Source organism: Polaromonas sp. P2_G11, from assembly GCF_056403595.1.
In genome coordinates this window covers 1,046,786-1,067,538 of record NZ_JBFUFE010000001.1, presented here as the reverse complement: position 1 = coordinate 1,067,538, position 20,753 = coordinate 1,046,786, and the positions used below count along the sequence as shown (strand labels likewise).

General features: G+C 60.9%; 24 protein-coding genes and 1 tRNA gene. 12 read left to right on the top strand and 13 right to left on the bottom strand.

Annotated elements, in window-relative coordinates:
• The first annotated feature begins 10 nt into the window (after nucleotides 1-10).
• The 11 genes from rpmD (at nucleotide 11) to AC1DWQ_RS05150 (ending at nucleotide 5,588) form a co-directional block, all read left to right on the top strand.
• Nucleotides 11-193 carry a 50S ribosomal protein L30 gene (gene rpmD, locus AC1DWQ_RS05200; RefSeq protein ID WP_122954340.1) on the top strand — a complete coding sequence of 61 codons (183 nt, stop codon included), beginning with the start codon at nucleotides 11-13 and terminating at the stop codon, nucleotides 191-193.
• A gap of 13 nt (nucleotides 194-206) precedes the next feature.
• On the top strand, nucleotides 207-638 hold the full coding sequence (gene rplO, locus AC1DWQ_RS05195) for a 50S ribosomal protein L15 (RefSeq protein ID WP_411878481.1): 432 nt from the start codon (nucleotides 207-209) through the stop codon (nucleotides 636-638).
• An 18-nt stretch (nucleotides 639-656) separates the two neighbouring features.
• Nucleotides 657-1,976, top strand: a complete 1,320-nt coding sequence (gene secY, locus AC1DWQ_RS05190) for a preprotein translocase subunit SecY (protein ID WP_477668669.1) — start codon at nucleotides 657-659, stop codon at nucleotides 1,974-1,976.
• Between the two features lie 18 nt (nucleotides 1,977-1,994).
• The gene (gene infA / locus AC1DWQ_RS05185) at nucleotides 1,995-2,213 is read left to right on the top strand and encodes a translation initiation factor IF-1 (protein ID WP_007869286.1); all 219 of its coding nucleotides are present in this window, start codon (nucleotides 1,995-1,997) and stop codon (nucleotides 2,211-2,213) included.
• A 30-nt stretch (nucleotides 2,214-2,243) separates the two neighbouring features.
• Nucleotides 2,244-2,357: a 50S ribosomal protein L36 gene (gene rpmJ / locus AC1DWQ_RS05180; RefSeq protein WP_028820150.1), complete on the top strand. Its 114-nt coding sequence runs from the start codon at nucleotides 2,244-2,246 to the stop codon at nucleotides 2,355-2,357.
• A gap of 24 nt (nucleotides 2,358-2,381) precedes the next feature.
• Nucleotides 2,382-2,747, top strand: coding sequence for a 30S ribosomal protein S13 (rpsM, locus tag AC1DWQ_RS05175; protein ID WP_074579313.1), 366 nt, complete (start codon nucleotides 2,382-2,384; stop codon nucleotides 2,745-2,747).
• Nucleotides 2,748-2,760: 13 nt separating this feature from the next.
• The gene (gene rpsK / locus AC1DWQ_RS05170; RefSeq protein WP_007869288.1) at nucleotides 2,761-3,165 is read left to right on the top strand and encodes a 30S ribosomal protein S11; all 405 of its coding nucleotides are present in this window, start codon (nucleotides 2,761-2,763) and stop codon (nucleotides 3,163-3,165) included.
• A 132-nt stretch (nucleotides 3,166-3,297) separates the two neighbouring features.
• Entirely contained in the window at nucleotides 3,298-3,921 is a 624-nt protein-coding gene (rpsD, locus tag AC1DWQ_RS05165; protein ID WP_457281392.1) for a 30S ribosomal protein S4, read from the top strand.
• A 95-nt stretch (nucleotides 3,922-4,016) separates the two neighbouring features.
• Nucleotides 4,017-5,006, top strand: a complete 990-nt coding sequence (locus tag AC1DWQ_RS05160; protein ID WP_122954336.1) for a DNA-directed RNA polymerase subunit alpha — start codon at nucleotides 4,017-4,019, stop codon at nucleotides 5,004-5,006.
• 85 nt (nucleotides 5,007-5,091) lie between these two features.
• Nucleotides 5,092-5,493 carry a 50S ribosomal protein L17 gene (rplQ, locus tag AC1DWQ_RS05155; protein ID WP_122954335.1) on the top strand — a complete coding sequence of 134 codons (402 nt, stop codon included), beginning with the start codon at nucleotides 5,092-5,094 and terminating at the stop codon, nucleotides 5,491-5,493.
• A gap of 18 nt (nucleotides 5,494-5,511) precedes the next feature.
• Nucleotides 5,512-5,588 (top strand) — tRNA-Met (locus AC1DWQ_RS05150).
• A 144-nt stretch (nucleotides 5,589-5,732) separates the two neighbouring features.
• On the opposite strand, the gene AC1DWQ_RS05145 is transcribed toward AC1DWQ_RS05150, so the two are convergent.
• The 8 genes from AC1DWQ_RS05145 to AC1DWQ_RS05110 form a co-directional block, all read right to left on the bottom strand.
• Nucleotides 5,733-6,128: a RidA family protein gene (locus AC1DWQ_RS05145; protein WP_477668668.1), complete on the bottom strand. Its 396-nt coding sequence runs from the start codon at nucleotides 6,126-6,128 to the stop codon at nucleotides 5,733-5,735.
• Nucleotides 6,125-6,562: an acyl-CoA thioesterase gene (locus AC1DWQ_RS05140; RefSeq protein WP_477668667.1), complete on the bottom strand. Its 438-nt coding sequence runs from the start codon at nucleotides 6,560-6,562 to the stop codon at nucleotides 6,125-6,127. Before AC1DWQ_RS05140 ends, AC1DWQ_RS05145 begins: the two co-directional genes overlap by 4 nt.
• Nucleotides 6,559-8,214, bottom strand: a complete 1,656-nt coding sequence (locus tag AC1DWQ_RS05135) for a benzoate-CoA ligase family protein (RefSeq protein ID WP_477668666.1) — start codon at nucleotides 8,212-8,214, stop codon at nucleotides 6,559-6,561. The genes AC1DWQ_RS05140 and AC1DWQ_RS05135 overlap by 4 nt, the downstream gene beginning before the upstream one ends.
• Nucleotides 8,211-9,392, bottom strand: a complete 1,182-nt coding sequence (locus AC1DWQ_RS05130; RefSeq protein WP_477668665.1) for an acyl-CoA dehydrogenase family protein — start codon at nucleotides 9,390-9,392, stop codon at nucleotides 8,211-8,213. Before AC1DWQ_RS05130 ends, AC1DWQ_RS05135 begins: the two co-directional genes overlap by 4 nt.
• A gap of 26 nt (nucleotides 9,393-9,418) precedes the next feature.
• A complete protein-coding gene (locus AC1DWQ_RS05125; RefSeq protein ID WP_477668664.1) occupies nucleotides 9,419-10,273 on the bottom strand; it encodes an enoyl-CoA hydratase family protein in 855 nt (284 codons plus the stop codon).
• Nucleotides 10,270-10,758, bottom strand: a complete 489-nt coding sequence (locus AC1DWQ_RS05120) for a MarR family winged helix-turn-helix transcriptional regulator (protein WP_477666480.1) — start codon at nucleotides 10,756-10,758, stop codon at nucleotides 10,270-10,272. The genes AC1DWQ_RS05125 and AC1DWQ_RS05120 overlap by 4 nt, the downstream gene beginning before the upstream one ends.
• A 37-nt stretch (nucleotides 10,759-10,795) precedes the next feature.
• Nucleotides 10,796-13,132: a bifunctional salicylyl-CoA 5-hydroxylase/oxidoreductase gene (locus AC1DWQ_RS05115; RefSeq protein WP_477668663.1), complete on the bottom strand. Its 2,337-nt coding sequence runs from the start codon at nucleotides 13,130-13,132 to the stop codon at nucleotides 10,796-10,798.
• 158 nt (nucleotides 13,133-13,290) lie between these two features.
• Nucleotides 13,291-14,040, bottom strand: coding sequence for a 2OG-Fe dioxygenase family protein (locus AC1DWQ_RS05110; RefSeq protein WP_477668662.1), 750 nt, complete (start codon nucleotides 14,038-14,040; stop codon nucleotides 13,291-13,293).
• Nucleotides 14,041-14,180: 140 nt separating this feature from the next.
• On the opposite strand from AC1DWQ_RS05110, the gene AC1DWQ_RS05105 reads away from it, so the two are divergent.
• Complete coding sequence (locus AC1DWQ_RS05105; RefSeq protein ID WP_477668661.1) at nucleotides 14,181-14,483, top strand: DUF1840 domain-containing protein; 303 nt, start codon at nucleotides 14,181-14,183, stop codon at nucleotides 14,481-14,483.
• Between the two features lie 73 nt (nucleotides 14,484-14,556).
• Here AC1DWQ_RS05105 and AC1DWQ_RS05100 read toward each other — a convergent pair whose 3' ends face one another.
• The 5 genes from AC1DWQ_RS05100 to AC1DWQ_RS05080 form a co-directional block, all read right to left on the bottom strand.
• Nucleotides 14,557-15,510: a Bug family tripartite tricarboxylate transporter substrate binding protein gene (locus tag AC1DWQ_RS05100; RefSeq protein WP_477668931.1), complete on the bottom strand. Its 954-nt coding sequence runs from the start codon at nucleotides 15,508-15,510 to the stop codon at nucleotides 14,557-14,559.
• A gap of 231 nt (nucleotides 15,511-15,741) precedes the next feature.
• The gene (locus tag AC1DWQ_RS05095) at nucleotides 15,742-16,737 is read right to left on the bottom strand and encodes a tripartite tricarboxylate transporter substrate-binding protein (RefSeq protein WP_477668660.1); all 996 of its coding nucleotides are present in this window, start codon (nucleotides 16,735-16,737) and stop codon (nucleotides 15,742-15,744) included.
• A gap of 149 nt (nucleotides 16,738-16,886) precedes the next feature.
• Nucleotides 16,887-18,146, bottom strand: a complete 1,260-nt coding sequence (locus tag AC1DWQ_RS05090) for a phenylacetate--CoA ligase family protein (protein ID WP_477668659.1) — start codon at nucleotides 18,144-18,146, stop codon at nucleotides 16,887-16,889.
• A 134-nt stretch (nucleotides 18,147-18,280) separates the two neighbouring features.
• Nucleotides 18,281-19,090 (bottom strand): ABC transporter ATP-binding protein, encoded by an 810-nt coding sequence (locus AC1DWQ_RS05085; RefSeq protein ID WP_477668658.1) that lies wholly within the window; start codon nucleotides 19,088-19,090, stop codon nucleotides 18,281-18,283.
• 190 nt (nucleotides 19,091-19,280) lie between these two features.
• Nucleotides 19,281-20,615, bottom strand: a complete 1,335-nt coding sequence (locus AC1DWQ_RS05080; protein WP_477668657.1) for an ABC transporter substrate-binding protein — start codon at nucleotides 20,613-20,615, stop codon at nucleotides 19,281-19,283.
• Between the last annotated feature and the right edge of the window lie 138 nt (nucleotides 20,616-20,753).

Genomic DNA, 20,753 nt, shown 5'->3' with positions numbered 1-20,753 from the left:
GGCATTGAAAATGACCAAAGAAACCAAAGTCAAAGTCCAGCTGGTTCGCAGCCCGATTGGCACCAAGGAATCGCATCGCGCTACTGTGCGCGGTCTGGGCCTTCGTGGCGTCAACAGCGTCAGCGAATTGCAGGATACGCCCGCAGTGCGCGGCATGATCAACAAGATCAGCTATCTGGTCAAGATTGTCTGAGCGGAGACTCATCATGGAATTGAACGGAATCAAGCCTAGCGAAGGCGCCAAACATGCCAAACGACGCGTTGGTCGCGGCATCGGCTCTGGCCTGGGCAAAACGGCAGGACGTGGTCATAAAGGCCAGAAGTCCCGCTCCGGTGGTTATCACAAGGTGGGCTTCGAAGGCGGTCAAATGCCTATGCAGCGTCGCTTGCCCAAGCGCGGCTTCAAGTCGCATTTGCTGAAGTTCAACGCCGAGGTCACCCTCGGCGCGCTGGAGCAGCTCGGCCTGGCCGAAGTCGATCTGTTGGCTCTGAAGACTGCCGGCCTGGTGGGCCAGCTCGCCAAGAACGTCAAGATCATCAAGACCGGTGAACTGACCAAGGCAGTCAAGCTGAACGGCATTTCTGCCACGGCAGCTGCCAAGGCTGTGATCGAAGCCGCCGGCGGCTCTGTCGCTTAATACCTGACTGGATAATCAGTGGCAACCACTTCGGCTCAAATCGCGAAAACCGGCAAGTACGGTGATCTGCGCAACAGGCTTGTGTTTTTGCTGCTGGCCCTGGTGGTGTACCGCATTGGCGCGCACATCCCGGTGCCAGGGATTGACCCTGGCCAGCTGAAAGAGCTTTTCAAGGGCCAGCAAGGCGGCATATTGAACCTGTTCAATATGTTCTCGGGTGGTGCCCTGTCGCGATTCACGGTGTTTGCCTTGGGCATCATGCCGTACATCTCGGCCTCGATCATCATGCAATTGCTGACGTACGTCGTTCCGACGTTCGAGCAGATGAAAAAAGAAGGCGAAAGCGGCCGGCGCAAGATTACGCAGTACACGCGTTACGGCACGCTGGCTTTGGCACTGTTCCAGTCCATGGGTATTGCCGTGGCGCTGGAAAGCTCGCCAGGCCTGGTGCTGGCACCCGGTTTTGGTTTCCGCATGACTGCAGTGTTCAGCCTGACGGCCGGCACGATGTTCCTGATGTGGCTGGGTGAGCAGATTACCGAGCGTGGTTTGGGTAACGGCATTTCGATCCTGATTTTTGCCGGTATTGCGGCAGGCTTGCCGAATGCCATGGGTGGTTTGCTCGAATTAGTTCGCACCGGCGCCATGAGTATTCTGGTAGCCATCGTGATCGTCGCGGTGGTCGTGCTGGTGACGTATTTCGTGGTGTTCGTAGAGCGCGGGCAACGCAAGATTCTTGTGAACTATGCGCGGCGCCAGGTGGGTAACAAGGTTTACGGTGGACAGTCATCGCACTTGCCGCTGAAGTTGAACATGGCGGGCGTGATCCCACCGATTTTCGCTTCATCGATCATTTTGCTGCCTGCCACGGTTGTGGGCTGGTTTAGTACCGGTGAAAGCATGCGCTGGCTCAAAGACATTGCCAGCACGCTGACGCCGGGCCAGCCCATCTATGTGATGCTGTACGCCAGCGCGATTGTGTTCTTCTGCTTCTTCTATACGGCGCTGGTGTTCAACAGCCGTGAAACGGCGGACAACCTGAAAAAGAGCGGTGCGTTCATTCCGGGGATTCGGCCGGGTGATCAGACGGCCCGTTACATTGACAAAATCCTGGTGCGCTTGACGCTGGCAGGTGCGGTGTACATCACATTCGTGTGTTTGCTGCCGGAGTTTCTGATTTTGAAATACAACGTGCCGTTTTATTTTGGCGGTACGTCGTTGATGATTATTGTCGTGGTGACCATGGATTTCATGGCCCAGGTACAGAACTACATGATGTCGCAACAGTATGAGTCGTTGCTTAAAAAGGCGAACTTCAAGACGTCACTGGGCGGTTAACTGGGTATTTGATGGGATATGTCTAAAGACGATGTGATCCAGATGCAAGGTGAGGTTGTAGAAAACCTCCCCAATGCGACTTTCAGGGTGAAGCTGGAAAATGGACATGTTGTACTGGGGCACATCTCGGGAAAAATGCGTATGCACTACATCCGCATTCTTCCCGGTGACAAGGTAACGGTTGAGTTAACGCCTTACGATTTATCGCGCGCACGAATTGTTTTCCGTGCCAAGTAAGCACAGAGTGAAAGTTTAGGAGTAATAGAAATGAGAGTTTCAGCTTCGGTCAAGAAAATTTGCCGTAACTGCAAAGTTATCCGTCGCAAGGGTGTTGTCCGTGTGATTTGCACGGATCCGCGTCACAAACAGCGTCAAGGCTGATTTCAAGAGTTTTAGAGGACGAACATGGCTCGTATCGCTGGTATCAATATTCCGCCGCAGCAACATGCCGAAATCGGCTTGACTGCTATCTTTGGCATCGGTCGCACGCGCGCTCGCAAAATTTGCGAAGCATGTGACATCGCTTACGCCAAAAAGGTCAAAGATCTGACCGATGGCGACCTGGAAAAAATCCGTGAGCAGATCGCCCTGTTCACCATCGAGGGTGACCTGCGTCGTGAAACCACGATGAACATCAAGCGCCTGATGGACATCGGTTGCTACCGTGGTTTCCGCCACCGTCGCGGCCTGCCCATGCGTGGCCAGCGCACCCGGACCAATGCCCGTACCCGCAAGGGCCCGCGCAAGGCCGCTGCAGCTTTGAAGAAATAATTGAGAGGTCGTCATGGCAAAATCACCAAGCAATAACGCCGCACAACGCGTTCGCAAGAAAGTTCGCAAGAACGTGGCCGATGGTATCGCCCACGTCCACGCTTCTTTCAATAACACGATCATCACTATCACGGATCGCCAGGGCAATGCCTTGTCCTGGGCGTCTTCCGGTGGTCAGGGTTTCAAAGGTTCGCGCAAATCCACCCCTTTCGCAGCGCAGGTCGCTTCCGAAGTGGCAGGTCGTGCCGCCATTGAGCAAGGCATCAAGAATCTTGACGTCGAAATCAAGGGTCCTGGTCCAGGTCGTGAATCATCTGTTCGCGCTTTGGGCGCACTCGGCATCCGGATCAATTCGATTGCCGACGTGACCCCGGTTCCGCACAACGGCTGCCGCCCGCAAAAGCGCCGCCGCATTTAATTCCCCGTGCCCAGGCATCCGGCGGGTTGTTTCAGCCCGTCAGATACCAGGCATTTTTACCAAGCCCACCGCCGCAGGTTACGACCTCCGGCTCCTGCAATTCATTGCAGCAGATGACAAAAGGACATTCAAGTGGCACGTTACCTAGGCCCCAAGGCCAAACTATCCCGCCGTGAAGGCACCGACCTGTTCCTGAAGAGCGCACGCCGCGCCATCAGCGACAAGGCCAAATTCGACTCCAAGCCGGGTCAACACGGTCGTACCTCCGGTACCCGTACTTCCGACTTCGGCTTGCAGTTGCGCGAAAAGCAAAAAGTCAAGCGCATGTATGGCGTGCTCGAAAAGCAGTTCCGCCGGTATTTTGAAGAAGCGGATCGTCGCAAGGGCAATACCGGCGCCAATCTGCTGTTCATCCTTGAGTCGCGTCTGGACAACGTTGTGTATCGCATGGGCTTCGGTTCGACCCGTGCTGAAGCGCGCCAGCTGGTTTCGCATAAGGCCATCACGGTCAATGGCGGATCTGTCAACATTCCTTCGTACATGGTCAAGGCCGGCGACATCATTGCCGTACGCGACAAGTCGAAGAAGCAGACCCGCATCACGGAAGCCCTTGAGCTTGCAAAACAGGTCGGCCTGCCCGCCTGGGTCGATGTGAACGCCGACAAGGGAGAAGGCACCTTCAAGAAGGTACCCGATCGCGACGAGTTTGCCGCCGACGTCAACGAATCGTTGATCGTCGAGTTGTACTCACGCTAATTTTTCGTTCCTGCGATACGGGGCACCGTATCGCCAGGGTGTGCTTCGCCGGCCTTATCGGTGTAACGAACCGAGGGTATTGAGAGGAAGACTGCATGCAGACCAATTTGTTGAAACCAAAAACCATTAATGTTGAGCAGCTTGGCGCCAACCGCGCCAAGGTGACTCTGGAACCGTTTGAGCGTGGCTACGGCCATACGCTGGGCAACGCGCTGCGCCGCGTACTGTTGTCTTCCATGGTCGGCCACGCCGCCACCGAAGTCACCATCGCAGGTGTCCTGCACGAGTACTCGTCCATCGACGGTGTGCAGGAAGACGTCGTCAACATCCTGTTGAACCTCAAGGGTGTGGTGTTCAAGCTTCACAACCGCGACGAAGTCACGCTGAGCCTGCGCAAAGACGGCGAAGGCCCAGTCACTGCCGCCGACATCCAGACTCCGCACGACGTGGAAATCATCAACCCAGAACACGTGATCGTGAACTTGTCGCACGGCGGCAAGATCGACATGCAGATCAAGGTTGAAAACGGCCGCGGCTACGTGCCCGGCAACCAGCGCCGCTATGGCGATGAGTCGCCAAAGTCGATTGGCCGGATCGTGCTCGACGCGTCTTTTTCGCCCGTCAAGCGCGTGAGCTACATCGTCGAAAGCGCCCGCGTTGAGCAGCGCACCGACCTCGACAAACTCGTGCTGGAAATCGAAACCAACGGCGCCGTGACGGCTGAAGATGCTGTCCGTGCCTCGGCCAAGATCCTGGTCGAGCAGCTGGCCGTGTTCGCACAGCTCGAAGGCAATGAACTGGCCGCGTTTGACGCACCCGTTCAGCGCAGCTCGCAGCAGTTCGACCCGATCCTGCTGCGCCCTGTCGATGAGCTCGAACTTACCGTTCGTTCGGCAAACTGCCTCAAAGCGGAAAACATTTACTACATCGGCGATCTGATCCAGCGCACTGAGAATGAGCTACTGAAGACGCCGAACTTGGGCCGTAAATCGCTCAACGAAATCAAGGAAGTGCTTGCATCGCGCGGCCTGACTCTTGGTATGCGCCTGGAAAGCTGGCCACCCGCCGGCCTCGACAAGCGTTAATTTGAACCACAAGATCCCGCCCGAAAGGGGATCTCGCACGGGCAGTACCTGATACGGCTGTCTGGATTTTAAAAAAGGAAACATCATGCGCCACGGACACGGATTACGTAAACTCAACCGCACCAGCGAGCACCGTCTCGCCATGCTGCGCAACATGATGAACTCGCTGCTGCAGCACGAAGTCATCAAGACCACCCTGCCCAAGGCCAAAGAATTGCGCCGCGTGGTCGAACCCATGATCACCCTCGGCAAAGAACCTACTCTGGCCAACAAGCGCCTGGCATTTGACCGCCTGCGCGACCGCGATATGGTCGTCAAGCTGTTCGCAGAGATCGGTCCACGCTACAAGGCACGTCCCGGCGGCTACACCCGCATTTTGAAGATGGGCTTCCGCGTTGGTGACAACGCGCCCATGGCACTGGTTGAACTGGTGGACCGTCCTGAAGTGTCGGAAGACACTACAGCTGACACGGCCAAGGCAGAGTAAGCTACAATACACACATACCGCGCGGTGGAGCAGCCTGGTAGCTCGTTGGGCTCATAACCCAAAGGTCGTAAGTTCAAATCTTGCCCGCGCAACCAACACGTTAGCCTCTCAAGGCCAACAGCAAAACGCCTGCATCAAGCAGGCGTTTTGCTTTCCGGCCTTCATTCGGCGTTCAGCGGTTCTACTGCCAGTAGCATCACTGGCAGTCATTGCTTGCGGCTGGCCTGCATGGCGGTTGCTCAGTCCGGCATAACTGCTGTCACTTCAATTTCGACCTGGGCGCGGTCTTCAACCAGCGCCGCAACCTCGACACATGTCATGGCCGGAAAATTCTTTCCCATGACTTCGCGGTAGACGCCACCCAATTCCTTGAGCCTGGCCACGTACTCGACACGATCCACCACATACCAGGTCATGCGGACCATATGTTCGGGTCCGGCGCCACCGGCCTTCAGCACGGCCGCAATGTTCAGCAGCGCCTGGCGCGTCTGCGCGATGAAATCGTCGCTCTCGAACTGTTGCTGCGCATTCCAGCCAATCTGGCCGCCCACAAACAGCAGGGCGCCGCGAGCAAGGATGCCGTTGGCATAACCTTTCGGCTCGGCCCAGTCGGGCGGTTGTAGTTTCTTGATCATGAGCTTCCTGAGGGTGTTTTCAAATAAGGTAACAGGGCGCTGCGCATTCGTTCGGGAAGCGGCAGGGGTTTGCCATTGGGGAGCTCCGAATAGACCACCACGCCATGCGCTTTCAGCTTGATGGTCACCCCGGCGCTGCCAACTGGGCTGCCATGGATTTCGTAGTGCATACCCATGCTCGCGTTGCCAAGGCGGGTCAGTTCCAAAGTAATTGTCAGTGGGTCGCCATGGCGGCACATACCCAGGAACTCAACCTTCAAATCCACAATCGGCACACCCGTGCCTCCGGCAATCAAGACATGTTCGGGAAAACCGATGTGGGCCAGGAAGTCCTCTTGCACCTCATGCAGCAGATAGAGAAACTGCGGGTAAAAAACGATGCCGGCCGGATCGCAATGGTGAAACCTGACGAGCTTTTGCGCGGTGAATTTCATGATTCGCGCAGCTTGAAGCGTTGCAGCTTGCCGGTTTCAGTGCGTGGGAGCTTGGTCACGAATTCGATCTGACGGGGATATTTGAAAGGCGCAAGCGCCGCCTTGACGTGGTCTTGCAGGGCTTTTGTCATGACGTCATCAGCTGCCTGATCAGGCTTGAGCACCACAAAGGCCTTGACGACCATCCCCCGGTCGTCGTCGGGCAAGCCCACAACACCGCATTCAGCTACGGCAGGGTGCTTGAGCAGGGCATCTTCCACCTCAGGGCCCGCCACGTTGTAGCCCGCGGTAATGATCATGTCGTCGGCGCGCGCCTGGTAGAAGAAATAACCGTCGGCGTCCTGCATGAAGGCGTCGCCCGGATAGTTCCAGCCGTCCTTCACATAGTTGCCCTGGCGCGCATCATCGAGGTAGCGGCAGCCGGTCGGGCCCACCACAGCCAGCTTGCCTATGGTGCCGCGCGGCACTTCCGTGCCGGTGTCGTCCACCACCCTGGCGGTGTAGCCTGGCACCACCTTGCCGATGGCGCCGCGGCGCACGTCGGCGCCGGCTGCGGAGATAAAGATGTGGAACATCTCGGTCGCGCCGATGCCGTCGATCATTTCAATACCGGTGGCGTCCTTCCATAGCTGCCGCGTGGCGTCAGGCAGACTCTCGCCGGCACTCACGCACACCCGCAAGCCGGGCACGCCGTGCTGTTTGGCGAAAGCAGCCATCTGCCGGTAAAACGTAGGTGCCGTGTAGCAGACCGTTGCGCCGACCTGGTTGATCAGCTTGACCATGGCCTCCGGCGTATAGGCGATGGAGGGGTAGTAAACCGAAGCGCCGGCCCACATCGGGAAAATCAGCATGCCGCCCAGGCCGAAGGTGAAGGCCAACGGCGGCGAGCCGATGACGATGTCGTCCGGCTTTGCCTTGAGCACGTGGCGCGGCCAGGCCTCGCTGGCCGCCAGCACGTCGCGGTGCGTGTGCACCGCGGCTTTGGGTTTTCCCGTGGTGCCCGAGGTGAAGGCCATCAAGGCGATGTCGTCGGCGGCTACCGGGCAGGGCGTGAATTCGCCGTCCTTCTGCGCAGACAGAACCGCGAGCGAGCCCGGTGCGTCCATCAGGTTGAAGGGCACGATGATGGGCAGCGTATCGCTTTGCGCCTGCGCCGCCTGCAATTCCTCCAGCAGGCTGGCATCACACAAAGCCAGCGCGGGCCTGGCTTTCTCAATGATCTCTCCCAGCTCCTTGGCACGCAGTAGCGGCATGGTTGCCACCGCCACCAGCCCGGCTTGCACAACGCCTAGCCAGGCCAGCGCCATGCCGATCGAGTTGCCGCCGCGCAGCAACACCCGGTTGCCGGGCTTGAGGCCGAAGTTTTCCGTCAGCACCTGTGCGATGCGGTTCACGCGCTCCAGTGCGTCGGCATAGGTCAGGGTGATCTTGTCCGAGCGCAGCATCGGCTTGTCCGCGCGTCCCTCGCGAAAAGCTTTGTCAAACAGGCTCTGCACCAGATTGGCCTGCGCCGGTATGCACAGCTCGGGCAGCGCGTACACCATGCGCGGAAGCTGTTCGTACGGCGGCAAACGGTCATGTACAAAGCGGTCCGTCTGTGCGGACGGTACCGCGGCAACACTTTCGATGGAGTCGGAGACGGAGGTGCTCATGATTGCAATACGGCCTTTCCAATGATGAGTTGCTGCACTTCGGTCGCACCTTCGTAAATGCGCAATGAGCGTATGTCGCGGTACAGGCTTTCCACCTTGGTGCCAACCTTCACGCCCAGGCCACCATGCATCTGCAGCGCCATATCGATGACCTTCTGGGCGTTTTCGGTGGCTGTCATCTTGGCCATGGCTGCCTCGGCGGTGATGCGCGCGCCGCTGCCCAGGCGTTCGCTTTCGTCGCGCATCCAGGCGGCGCGATAGGTCAGCAGCGCGGCCGCATCGATCAGCGCCGCCATCTCGCCGAGCTTGGCTTGCGTGAGCTGGAAGTCGGCCAGCGTCTGGCCGAACATCTTCCGTTCCTTCGAGAAATGCACTGCCTCGGCCAGGGCACGGCGCGCCATGCCCAGCGCGGCAGCGGCCACGGAGGCGCGGAAGATGTCCAGCGTCTGCATCGCCAGCTTGAACCCGCCATGCAGCGCGCCCAACTGCGCGTCCCGCGGCAGCTTGCAATGCGTGAACTTCAGCGTGGCCAACGGGTGCGGCGCCATCACAGCGATGTGTTCGCTGCTGTCCAGGCCCTTGTTTTCCGCATCGACAATGAAGGCAGTAATGCCGCGCGTGCCGGCCTGCGGATCCGTCTTGGCGAAGGTCACGTAAAAATCCGCGATGCCTCCGTTGCTGATCCAGGTCTTGCTGCCGTTCAAGGCCCAGCCTTCACCCGCGTCTGTGGCGGAGGTCACCATGGCACCGGCGTCCGAGCCAGCGTCGGGTTCGCTCAGCGCAAAAGCCGCGATCCTCTTCCCGTTGGCGACCAACGGCAGGTAAGCCGCTTGCTGTGCCGGCGTCCCCGCCAGCGTGATCGCGCCGCTGCCCAGCCCTTGCATCGCAAACGCGAAATCGGCCAGCGGCGAATGAAAAGCCAGCGTTTCGCGCAGGATGACGAGCGCGCGGGAATCCAATTTTTCAAGCGCGCCGCCCAGGGCGCCGTCCTTGCCCGCCGGCACGCAGTAGCGCAGCCAGCCGTTGGCGCCCAACAGACTCACCCACTCCCTGCAAGCCCTGCGGTCGTCGCTCTCGTCGATGTACTGATCCGGCGTCCAGTCGGCCAGGCGCTGCGCCAGGTCGCGGTGAACCTCGTCAAAAAAAGGCAGTGCCAGGTGGGCGGTGGTCGATCTCATGCGTGATCCTTGTCGTCCTGCCGCGCTCAGTCGCCGCGGAACACCGGTTTCTGTTTGGCTGAAAAGGCCTCGTACGCCCGTGTGAAATCTTGCGTCTGCATGCAGATGGCCTGCGCCTGCGCTTCGGCCTCTATCGCCTGGTCCAGCGTCATCGCCCATTCCTGGTGCAGCATGGTTTTGGTCATGCCGTGCGCAAAGGTCGGGCCGTCAGCCAGCTCTTGCGCCAGTTTTTGCGCCTGCGCCAGCACATCTTGCGGCTCGTGCAGCGCGTTGAAGAAGCCCCACTGCAAGCCTTCCTGCGCGCTCATGGATCTGCCGGTAAACAGCAGTTCCGATGCGCGCCCCTGTCCGATCAGGCGCGGCAGCAACGCGCAGGCTCCCATGTCGGCACCGGCCAGGCCCACGCGCGTGAAGAGGAACGCCGTCTTCGCCTGGGCCGTTCCCAGGCGCATGTCGGCGGCCAGCGCCATCATGGCACCGGCGCCGGCGCAGATACCGTCAATCGCCGCGATGATGGGCTGGGGGCACAGGCGCATGGCCTTGATCAGGTCACCCGTCATGCGCGTGAACTCCAGCATTTCCGGCATGGTCATTTTTGTCAGCGGCCCGATGATCTCGTGCACGTCGCCGCCCGAGCAGAAATTGCCGCCGGCGCCAGTGATGACCACTGCCTTCACGTCGGTGGCGGTGTTCAGCGTGCGGAACAGGTCGCGCAGCTCCGCGTAGGAGTCGAAGGTCAGCGGGTTCTTGCGCTCGGGCCGGTTCAGCGTCAGCGTCGCGACGCCGGCGTCGAAGGCGTAAGCGAAATGCTCCGCCTGGTGATGGGCCAGCGCATCAAACTGCGCATGCATGGGGTTGGCCAGGCCGATGTAGTGTTTCATGTCGTTTCCAGTTTGCTGTCGGTCAGCAGGGCGTTGTGGTGTTGCTTGACCTTGCCCAGCAGTTTGTGCAGGGACTCCACCTCGCGTGGTGACAAAGCCTCAAAGGCCGCGACGATCCAGGCTTCATGCTCGTTTGCCATTTCGTCGAACAGTTTTCGCCCCCGCGGGGTCAGGCGAACGCGATAGGCCCGGCGGTCACCCTCCACATCCACGCGCTCCACCAGCCCTTCATTCACCAGCTGGTCGGTAATGCCCGTGACGTTGCCGCCGGTCACCATCATGCGGCGCGACAGCTCGTTCATCTTCAGCCCTTCCGGGCTGCGCTCGAGTTGTGCCATCAGGTCAAAGCGCGGCAGGGTGGTGTCGAACTGTTCACGCAACTGGGTGCGCACCTGCTTTTCCACCAGCTGAGTGCAGGTCAGCATGCGCAGCCAGAGCCGCAACGCTTCGGGGTGTTCGCTGTGGCCTCTTGCTTCCATGTCCATGGCGTGTCTCCTTGATAATGCTACTTGTTGGCGCTATCTATTTGATAGCAACTTGCGCTTGTCCTGTCTGCGCTGCAAGCTCTTTTTGCTTCGAGAGTTCACGGTAGAGCTGGTCGCGCCCGCTCAGGTAGGGTTGTGGCCAATCCACATGGCGGCTTTGCAGCTTGGCAGCTTCGTGCAGCGTCCAGGCGGGGTCGGCCAGGTGCGGGCGGGCAACGGCGCAGAGGTCGGCACGGCCGGCTGCAATGATGCTGTTGACATGGTCGACTTCCGAGATCGCGCCCACGGCGATGGTCTGTATGCCCACCTCGTTGCGGATGCGGTCGGCAAACGGCGTCTGGTACATGCGGCCGTAAACCGGCTTGGCCGCGCGCGTGGTCTGGCCCGACGACACGTCGATGAAGTCGCACCCTGCGGCCTTGAACATCCGGGCGACGGCAACGGCATCGTCGGCGGTGTTACCGCCCGGCGCCCAGTCGTGCGCGGAGATCCGCACGCTCATCGGCAGATGCGCCGGCCACACTTCACGCATGGCGGCAAACACCTCCAGCGGAAAGCGGCAGCGGTTTTCCAGGCTGCCGCCGTACTCGTCCGTGCGCTGGTTGGTCAGCGGCGTGATAAAGCTCGACAGCAGATAGCCGTGGGCGCAATGCAGCTCAAGCCAGTCAAACCCGGCTTCGGCCGCGTAGCGGGTGGACTGCACGAACTCAGTCTTGACACGGTCCATGTCGACGCGTGTCATGGCTTGCGGCACCTGGTTGGTGGGGCCGTAAGCCACAGCGCTAGCCGCCAGCAGCGGCCAGTTGCCGGTGACGAGCGGCTCGTCGGGCTCTTCCCAGCCGACTTGCGTGGAGCCTTTGGGGCCGCTGTGTCCCAGTTGCATGCCGATTCTGGCGCCGGCACCCGAGGCATGGACAAAATCCACGATGCGCTTGAAGGCCCTGGCCTGCGTCTCGTTCCACAAGCCCGGGCAGCCGGGGGTGATTCGGCCTTCTGCGCACGGTGCGGTCATTTCGACAAACACCAGCGCAGCGCCACCCAATGCGCGCGCGCCAAGGTGAACCAGGTGGAAGTCCTGCGGCACGCCGTCCACCGCGCTGTAGGTAGCCATGGGCGAAACGACGATACGGTTCTTCAGATTCAGTTCGCGGACCTTCAAAGGCAGCAGCATGGGCGGCGGTGCATGCGGTGCGCTGCTTTTAGCCAACCACTGCTCATAACCCTGCAGCCAGGCGGCATCGCGCACGCGCAGGTTCTCGTGGCTGATGCGCTGCGAGCGTGTGAGCAGCGAATAAAAGAACTGCTCGGCCTCCATGCCACTGTAGCGGTCAACGTTCTCAAACCACTCGGTCGAGTTGCGCGCCGCGTTCTGGATCTTCAGCACTTCCACGGAGCGGAGGGCTTCATAGGTTTTGAGCGCCGCAGCGGCATCACCGTGCTGCGCAAAACAGTTGGTCAACTCAATCGCGTCTTCCAGCGCCAGCTTGGTACCACTGCCGATGGAAAAATGCGCGGTATGCGCTGCATCGCCCATGAGTACGATGGGCACCTGTTTGCCGTTGATGTTTTCCTCGTGAACCCAACGTTCACAAACCACACGCGGAAAACGTATCCAGATCGCCGAGCCGCGCACATGCGTCGCGTTGTTCATCAGCGCGTTGCCGTCCAGGTATTTGGCAAACAGGCGTTCACAAAATGAGATGCCGTCTTCCTGGCTCATCTGGTCCAGGCCGTGCGCCTTCCACACGGCCTCGGGTGTCTCGACGATAAAGGTCGAAGTGTTCTCGTCAAACTTGTAGGCATGTGCGGCGAACCAGCCATGCTCAGTCTGCTCGAAGGCGAAGGTGAAAGCATCGAAAGTTTTGTGCGTGCCCAGCCAGACAAAACGGCAGGCGCGAAGCTCCACGTCTGGCTTGAAGGTCTCCGCATAACGGTTGCGGATGCGGCTGTTCAGACCGTCGCTGGCGATCACCACGTCGGCGTTGTATTGCGCAGCGATAGCCTGGTCGTCCTGCACGTCGGTTTCGAACACCAGGTCCACGCCCAGCGCGATGCAGCGCTCCTGCAGGATGTTGAGCAGACGCTTGCGGCCGATACCGCAGAAACCGTGGCCGCCGGAGCGCACCGAGCGGCCCTTGAAGAACACCTCCACGTCATCCCAATGGTTGAAGGCGTCGCCGATCAGCTGTGCGCTGACCGGGTCGGCCATGCGCAGGTTGCCCAGCGTCTGGTCCGACAGCACCACGCCCCAGCCGAAGGTGTCAAAAGGCCGGTTGCGCTCGACCACCGTCACCTGATGCGCCGGATTTTGCAGCTTCATCAGCAGGGCGAAATACAAGCCTGCGGGACCGCCGCCCAGGCAAAGAATGTGCATGAATGCGTACTCTCTGGATTAATTTGACCTTAATTGTTTAGGTTTAAACTAAATCCGTCAAGCGGGTTTTCCGGTGTTTTTCGCAACACCGGAAAACGGGTGTTACCGCAGCGGTGCAGAGGTGTGCCGGTATTTACGGCTGCCGCGCCAGCCGGATATCAGGGGGCCTGAAAGCCCGCTGCCCGGTAAGTGAGCACCAGCGTATCCCGAAAACTACTGCCGGCCCGATCGTCTGCCGGCAGGATGGGCGTGGTCTCGTGAATTACCCGGGCATCGTCCAGCAGAAGCGCCGTCAGGGGCTCCTGCATCACAAAGCGCACACCATGCGGGCCGTTGGCATCGAACACCCGGGTTTCGCCGCCTTTGACGCCGTGCCGCGCCACCATCATCACCACCACGAAGTCCACACCGTCGCGATGTGCGCCTTCAGGCGTGGGCCGGCCTACCCCGCCCGCGGTGTCGATGCGGAACTGGTGCGCTTCAATATGCCAGCGCCCGGCGGGTTGCACTTGCGCAAACAGCTTGCCCAGATTGGCCAGCAGGTCCGTCCATGCCGGGGCTGTGGCTACCGCTGGCTCGACCGGGTCGAACCAGCGCTCGAAGCCGCCGTGCAGGGCGTTGTAGTCGGTGGGTTGCCAGTGGGCACGATGCGGGGTTTGCGTGAGCGTGCCTTCGGCCAGCTCCTGGACGAAGCAGGAATGGCGGCGCTTGCGGTAGTGGCCACCGTCTTTCAGATGGGCGTCAGGCGGCAAGCGGTTCCAGGAGTCTGTCAGCGCCTGCCAGCCTGATGTCCAGGCCGGCGTCGGCAGTTCCAGCGTGGCCGTCAGCTCGGCAGGGTTGAGCAGGCTCAGCCCGTCCTGGCTGAGCGCCTGGCGAGCCGACTTGGGGACAGTGGCGATATTGAACATGGGCCCTATTTTGCTTGAGCCGCGCGGCCGGCCCGGCAGCCGTAGCCGGAACCCCGGGGCCGCAACAGGTGAAACCAGCCTACATACACGGGTTCGAAAACTTTCCATAATGGCCTGTCTGTCCAACTTGAGGAGCCACCATGCTTTATAAATTCAAATCCAAAGACGCCGGCGACGTGATCATGCTCGAAGCCAACGGCCGCAAGGTCCTCGAAATCATCGGCAAAGACCCCGCCCCCAAAGGCATCATCCTGCCCGAGCAAATGCCCGCCGCGATAGCCGCCCTGCAGGCAGCGATCGCGCACGAGGAAGCCCACGATGCCAATGCCGACGAGGGGGTCGTCCCTGGCGACGGCCTGGGCCTGCGCCAGCGCGCCGTGCCGTTTATCGACATGCTGCAACGCAACCTGAAGTCGGGGCATGAGGTGGTTTGGGGCGTTTAGGCTTAGCAGTCGCGCTGACCCATACCAAAAAGCCCTGGTGACAGGGCTTTTTGCATGGTGAGTTGATATGCGCTCAGTCCACCTTCGCCCCCGAAGCCTTCACCACCTGCGCCCACTTCTTGTGCTCGGCATTGATAAAGGCCGTGAACTGTTGCGGCGTATTGCCGCTGGGAATCGCACCCTGCGCGAGGAGCTTCTCTTTCATCGCAGGCGTGCCCAGCGCCTTGGCGGCTTCCTGCTGGATGCGGTTCACAATGTCGGGCGGCGTACCGGCGGGGGCGAGCAGGCCGAACCAGGAGCTCGCATCGAAACCTTTCATGGCCGGGCCGCCGGCCTGTTCTATGGTGGGGACGTCAGGCAGGGCCGCTGAGCGTTCTGAGCTCGTCACGGCCAGTGCCTTGAGTTTGCCGGACTTGATGAGCTGCATGGAAGACGGCAGGTTGTCGAACATGACGTCCATGTCGCCGCCCACCAGTGCCAGCAGCGCGGGGCCGGATCCGCTGTAGGGGAAGTGCGTCATATAGGTTCCGCTCATGGTTTTAAACAGTTCACCCGCCAGGTGGATGGACGTGCCGTTGCCGCTGGAGGCCATGTTGAAAGTGCCGGGCTTGGCTTTGGCCGCGCGTATGAAGTCCGTGACGTTGTTGATGCCCGCGGCTTTGGCTTTTTCGGCGTTGACCACCATGACGTTGGGCACACCCGCGACCAGCGTGATGGGTGCAAAGTCTTTTTGCGGGTCGTAGGCCATCTTGCTGTACAGCGACTTGTTGATGCCATGCGTGCCCACGGTGCCCATCAGCAGGGTGTAGCCGTCAGGCGCGGATTTGGCGACCACGTCTGCGCCAATGTTGCCGCCGGCACCGGCACGGTTCTCAACCACAAAGGGCTGGCCGAAGGCTTTGGAGAGTTCCGGCGCCATGGCGCGGGCCAGGATGTCGGTGGTGCCGCCTGGCGCGAAGGGCACGACGATTTTGACGGGCCTGGTGGGCCAGCTGGCGCTTTGCGCCCAGGCGGAGGGCGTGGCCATAAAGGTGGCGACGGCGGTCAGCGCGGTGGCCAGGAAAGCGCCGTAGCGACGGGAAAGAAAGGGCTTGCTATTGTTGTTCAAGAGGGGCTCCAGGGATGGCCGGCGCGGCCGGGGGTCACATGAAGATAGCGTGCGTGGGTTCATGCTTCAAGAGGGTTTCAACCCAGCCATCCAAAAAAAGAAAAGCCGCCCGGCATGAACCGGGCGGCTGGCAATCAAACGGTCAACAGATCAGTCGGCGAACTTGCCGGCGGCGTCGATCACGGGCTTGAGCTTGTTGATCTCGGCGGATACAAAAGCCTTGTGGGCGGCGGGCTCGACACGCTTGTCGGTCACCACCACGGCGCCAAGGCCTTCCTGCTTCTTGATGAAGTCGGGATCCTTGAGCGCCACTTTCAGGGCGTTGTTGAGCTGGGTCATCACGGCCGGCGGCGTTCCCTTGGGGGCGTACATGCCGTGCCAGATCGTCAGGTCAAAGTTTTTGAGGCCCATTTCCTGCAGCGTCGGATAGTCCTTGAGCAGCTTGTTGTTCTTCAGCGGTTTGGCGGTCGTGACCGCAAACGCCTTGACGCGGCCGGCTTCAATCTGGCCGGTGGTGTTGGTGGTCTGGTCACACATCATGTCGACCTGTCCGCCCACCAGTGCATTCATGGCCGGCGCCGTGCCGCCGAAGGGAATGGTGGTCATCGCGTCCTTGGCGTTGATGGCTGCCTGCCACATCAGGCCACAGAGGTGCGATGCCGAGCCCAATCCTGCATGGGCGATATTGAGTTTGCCGGCATTGGCGCGAATGTAATTCTCGAAATCGCGGTAGTTGTTGGCCGGCAGCTGCGGTTTGCCGATGATGGTCATCGGTACTTCGTTGATCATGCCCAGGAACTCGAAATCGTCCAGCACCTTGTAGGGCAGCTTGCGATACAGGGCCGGCGCGGCCGCCATGCCGATGTGGTGCACCAGCAAGGTGTGACCATCGGGTGTTGCGCGGGCTACCTTGGCCGCACCGATGGTGCCGCCGGCGCCGTTGACGTTTTCCACCACGAAGTTGGCGCTGCCGCCCATGGCTTTGCGCATGGCTTCGGCCAGGTCGCGTGCCACACGGTCGGTTGGGCCGCCGGCCGCGAATGGGACCACCAGAGTGACTGGCTTGGAGCCGGGGAAGGCGGGGGCTTGCGCGTGGGCTGCAAATATGGCCGTTGCAGCAGCGGCGAGGACTAACAGGCGTTTCATGAGCGTCTCCTTGTGATGAACGCGCCAAGTTTACGATCCGCTTACTGCGCAAACATCGCGGGAACTACGTAAGGGCTAGCCCCCGGTCGCTTTGCTGGCAGCGCCCCTTTGGGGGCAGCGCAGTACGCGCAGCGACAAGCGTGGGGGCTCTACTTGTAACTACGTGCATCCTCAATAACCTTCCCGTCGTTGGGGAGACTGCCGGGCGCCACCAGTTGCACGGTGCCGCGCAATTTGGTGACGTCACGGATGGCGTCGCCGATACGCTGGTCCAGGCCGTCCGGGGCGGACGCGGTTTCGACCTGGAAGTGCATGTTGTCGCTCGCCATCTCTCCGCTGACCACCAGCCTGGCCTTGATCACTTCCGGAAAGCGCCGGGCAATGTCAGCGACCTGCCCGGGATGTACAAACATCCCGCGGACCTTGACGGTCTGGTCGGCTCTTCCCATCCAGCCCTTGATGCGCGCATTGGTGCGTCCCGTGGGGCAGGTGCCCGCAAGGATGGCGGAAAGGTCGCCCGTGCCAAAGCGAATCAGCGGATAGCCGGGATTGAGGGTGGTCACCACCAGCTCTCCCACTTCGCCCTCAGCCACCGGGTCACCCGTTCCAGGGCGCACGATTTCCACGATCACGCCTTCATCCAGCACCAGCCCTTCACGCGCTTCGGTTTCGTACGCAATCAGGCCCAGGTCGGCCGAGGCATAACACTGGTAGCCCGCAATGCCGCGCTCACCCAGCCAGTCGCGCAGGCTGGGGGGAAACGCCTCGCCTGAAACCAGTGCCCGCGTCACGGTCGGCAGTTCCACCTTCATTTCGGCGGCCTTCTCCATGATGATTTTCAGGAAGCTTGGTGTGCCGATGTAGCCGGCCGGCCTGAGTTCCGCCATGGCGTGTACCTGCTGCTCCGTCTGGCCGGTACCGCCCGGGAACACGGTGCAACCGAGGGCATGCGCGCCGGTTTCCATCATGGAGCCTGCCGGCACAAAGTGGTAGCTGAAACTGTTGTGGATCAGCTGGCCGGGGCGAAAGCCCGCGGCATACAAGGCCCTGGCCATGCGCCAGTAGTCCTTGCGCTTGCCGCCGGGCTCGTAAATGGTGCCAGGGCTGGCAAAAACATGAGGCATATGCGCGCCGTAGCGCAAAGCGCTGAAACCGCCAAATGCGTTGCCACTGCCACCGGGCGCGCGCTCGGCCTGCTGGCGCTCAAGGAGCTCATGCTTGCGCGTGACGGGCAATCGCGCCAGTTCCGCACGTGATGTGATGGCCTGGGCGTCAACGTCCTTGAGAATGGCGGTGAAGGCAGGCGCCCGCGTCTTGGCATGGGCAATCTGCTGCGGCAAGGCCGTCAGCAGGGCCGCCTCGCGTTCCGTAGGGCTTCGCACTTCCAGTGAGTCGTAATGTGTGGTCATATTTGGAGAAAACCTGGGCAAGGAGAAGTCTTAAACCAGCAGGGGCCGCGGAACCGGCTTTGCCGGGCCGCAGGCGCAGCGGCCCCCTCGGGGGGCAGCGCAGTACACGAAGTGACAAGCGTGGGGGTCATGTTCTACGCCAGCCACCGTTTGCGCCGCTTGTAGCTCTTCACATCCTTGAAGCTCTTGCGCTCGCCGCCGCCCACGCCAAGGTAGAACTCCTTGACGTCCTCGTTATTGGCCAGGTCACTGGCCGCGCCGTCCATCACCACACGGCCGCTTTCCATGATGTAGCCGTAGTCGGCATATTTGAGTGCCATGTTGGTGTTCTGCTCGGCCAGCAGGAAGGTGACTTGCTCCTTCTGGTTCAGGTCTTTCACGATGTTGAACACTTCTTCGACAATCTGCGGCGCCAGGCCCATGGAGGGCTCGTCCAGCAGCACCATCGACGGGTTTGCCATGAGCGCGCGGCCGATGGCGCACATTTGCTGCTCGCCGCCCGACGTATAAGCCGCCTGCGAAGTGCGTCGGGTTTTCAGGCGCGGAAAGTAGTTGTAAACCTTCTCCAGATTCGCCGCCACTTCGGCCTTGCTGCTGCGCGTGTAGCCGCCGGTCAGCAGGTTTTCTTCGATGGTCAGATGGGCAAAGCAGTGTCGTCCCTCCATCACCTGCACCACGCCGCGCTGCACCAGGTCGGCCGGCGAGAGGTTTTCTATGCGCTCGCCGCGCAGCTCGATGGAACCTTTGGTGACTTCGCCGCGCTCCCCCCTGAGCAGATTGGAAATCGCGCGCAGAGTCGTGGTCTTGCCTGCGCCGTTGCCGCCCAGGATGGCCACGATGCGGCCCTGCGAGACTTGCAGCGAGACGCCCTTGAGCACCAGGATCACGTGGTTGTAGATGACCTCGATGCCGTTGACGTTGAGAACGATGTTAGGTGTGTCCATATTTTTTCCTGACCAATCTTGAGGGCTGCTGGCAAGGCGATCAGCCCTCAAGGCTGGCGGCTCGCGAGAGCCGCACCCCTCCCGCCAGGCGGGAGGATTTCAAGGCAAGGGCACCGTGGATCCGGCTTTGCCGGTCCGCCAGTGCCGCCCCTTGAGGGGGAGGCGGCGCAGAACGCCGCCACGGGGGAGCCTAGCTTTGGCAGTCAGCGGGTGTGCGCGCCGTCAGTTTTTTCTCTGTTGCGTATTTGGCGGCGGTCGACTTGACCAGGGGTTTGATCACCTGCTCGTCAGCCTGCAGCCAGTCGGAAGTGAACTTCCACTCCTTGCCGTCCCAGGTATGGATACGTGCCCATGCCGAGCCCATGTGGTCGGTGCACGAGGTGCTGATAGGCCGCATCACGCCGGCAAAGCCCAGCGCATCCAGCTTGGCCTGCGTCAGGTTCAGGTTTTCCAGGCCCCAGCGCACCTGCTCGCCTGTCATGATTTTTCCCTTGCCGAAACGGTCTTGTGCAGCGCGAAGGCCTTCCACGCCCAGCATCGCGCTCATGGCGCCACGCATGTAAAGAACCTGGCCGACTTCTTCCTTGGGGCCCGTGCCCTGGCCTTTGCCGTGCACCAGGGTCAGCATGTCTTTGGCCAGCTTGGAGTTCGGCTCGGCGCCGTGCTGCATCGTCACGGCGTTGTAGCCCTTGGCGCCGTCGGCCACGTCTTTCACGTCAGGCTCTGCGCCGGCCCACCACACGCCGTACATCTTCTCGCGCGGGTAGCCGGTGGCCTGCGCTTCCTTGATGGCAGTGGTGTTCATGATGCCCCAGCCCCACAGCGCGACGTAGTCAGGGCGCGACTGGCGAACCTGCAGCCAGGTGGCCTTTTGCTCGACACCGGGCGCGGTAACAGGCAGCAGTTGCAAGGTAAAGCCGTGCATGGCGGCGCGTTCCTGCATCAGCGGGATCGGCTCCTTGCCGAACGGCGAGTCGTGATAGACCAGCGCAATGCGCTTGCCCTTGAGCTTGTCGAAGCCGCCTTCCTTCTTGGCGATGGCCTGAAGGATGGCGTCGGCGGCAACCCAGTAGGTGCCGGCAATCGGGAAGTTCCATTTGAAGATGGAGCCGTCCGCGCTTTCGCTGCGGCCATAGCCCACGGTCACCACGGGGATTTTATCGACGGGCGCTTTCTCAGTGATGGCAAATGTCGCACCGGTAGACAGCGGTTGCACCAGCGTGGCGCCGCCGTTCTTGCCTTTCAGGCGTTCGTAGCACTCCACGCTGCGTGCGGTGTCATAGCCGGTTTCGCACTCTTCAAACGAGATCTTCACGCCATTGATGCCGCCGCGCGCATTGACCAGCTTGAGGTAGTCCACATAGCCGTTGGCCCAGGGCACGCCGTTGGGCGCGTAAGGCCCGGTGCGGTAGGACAGCACCGGGAAGAACTGCTCCTTCGCCTGGGCGAATGCGCTAGTCGCCACGAGGGACGAAGCGCCGGTGGCGAGGATTGCCACCGCCAACATCACATTACGAATCTTCATTGTTGTCTCCTGGAAAATTTATAAACACCGTGAAAAAACTGACACCTCAGTAAACGACCTAACAATCCACCGCGCATCGGTGATTTCGAGCAGAAGCCCCCTACCAGCCGGGGCCGCGGAACCGGCTTTGCCGGGCCG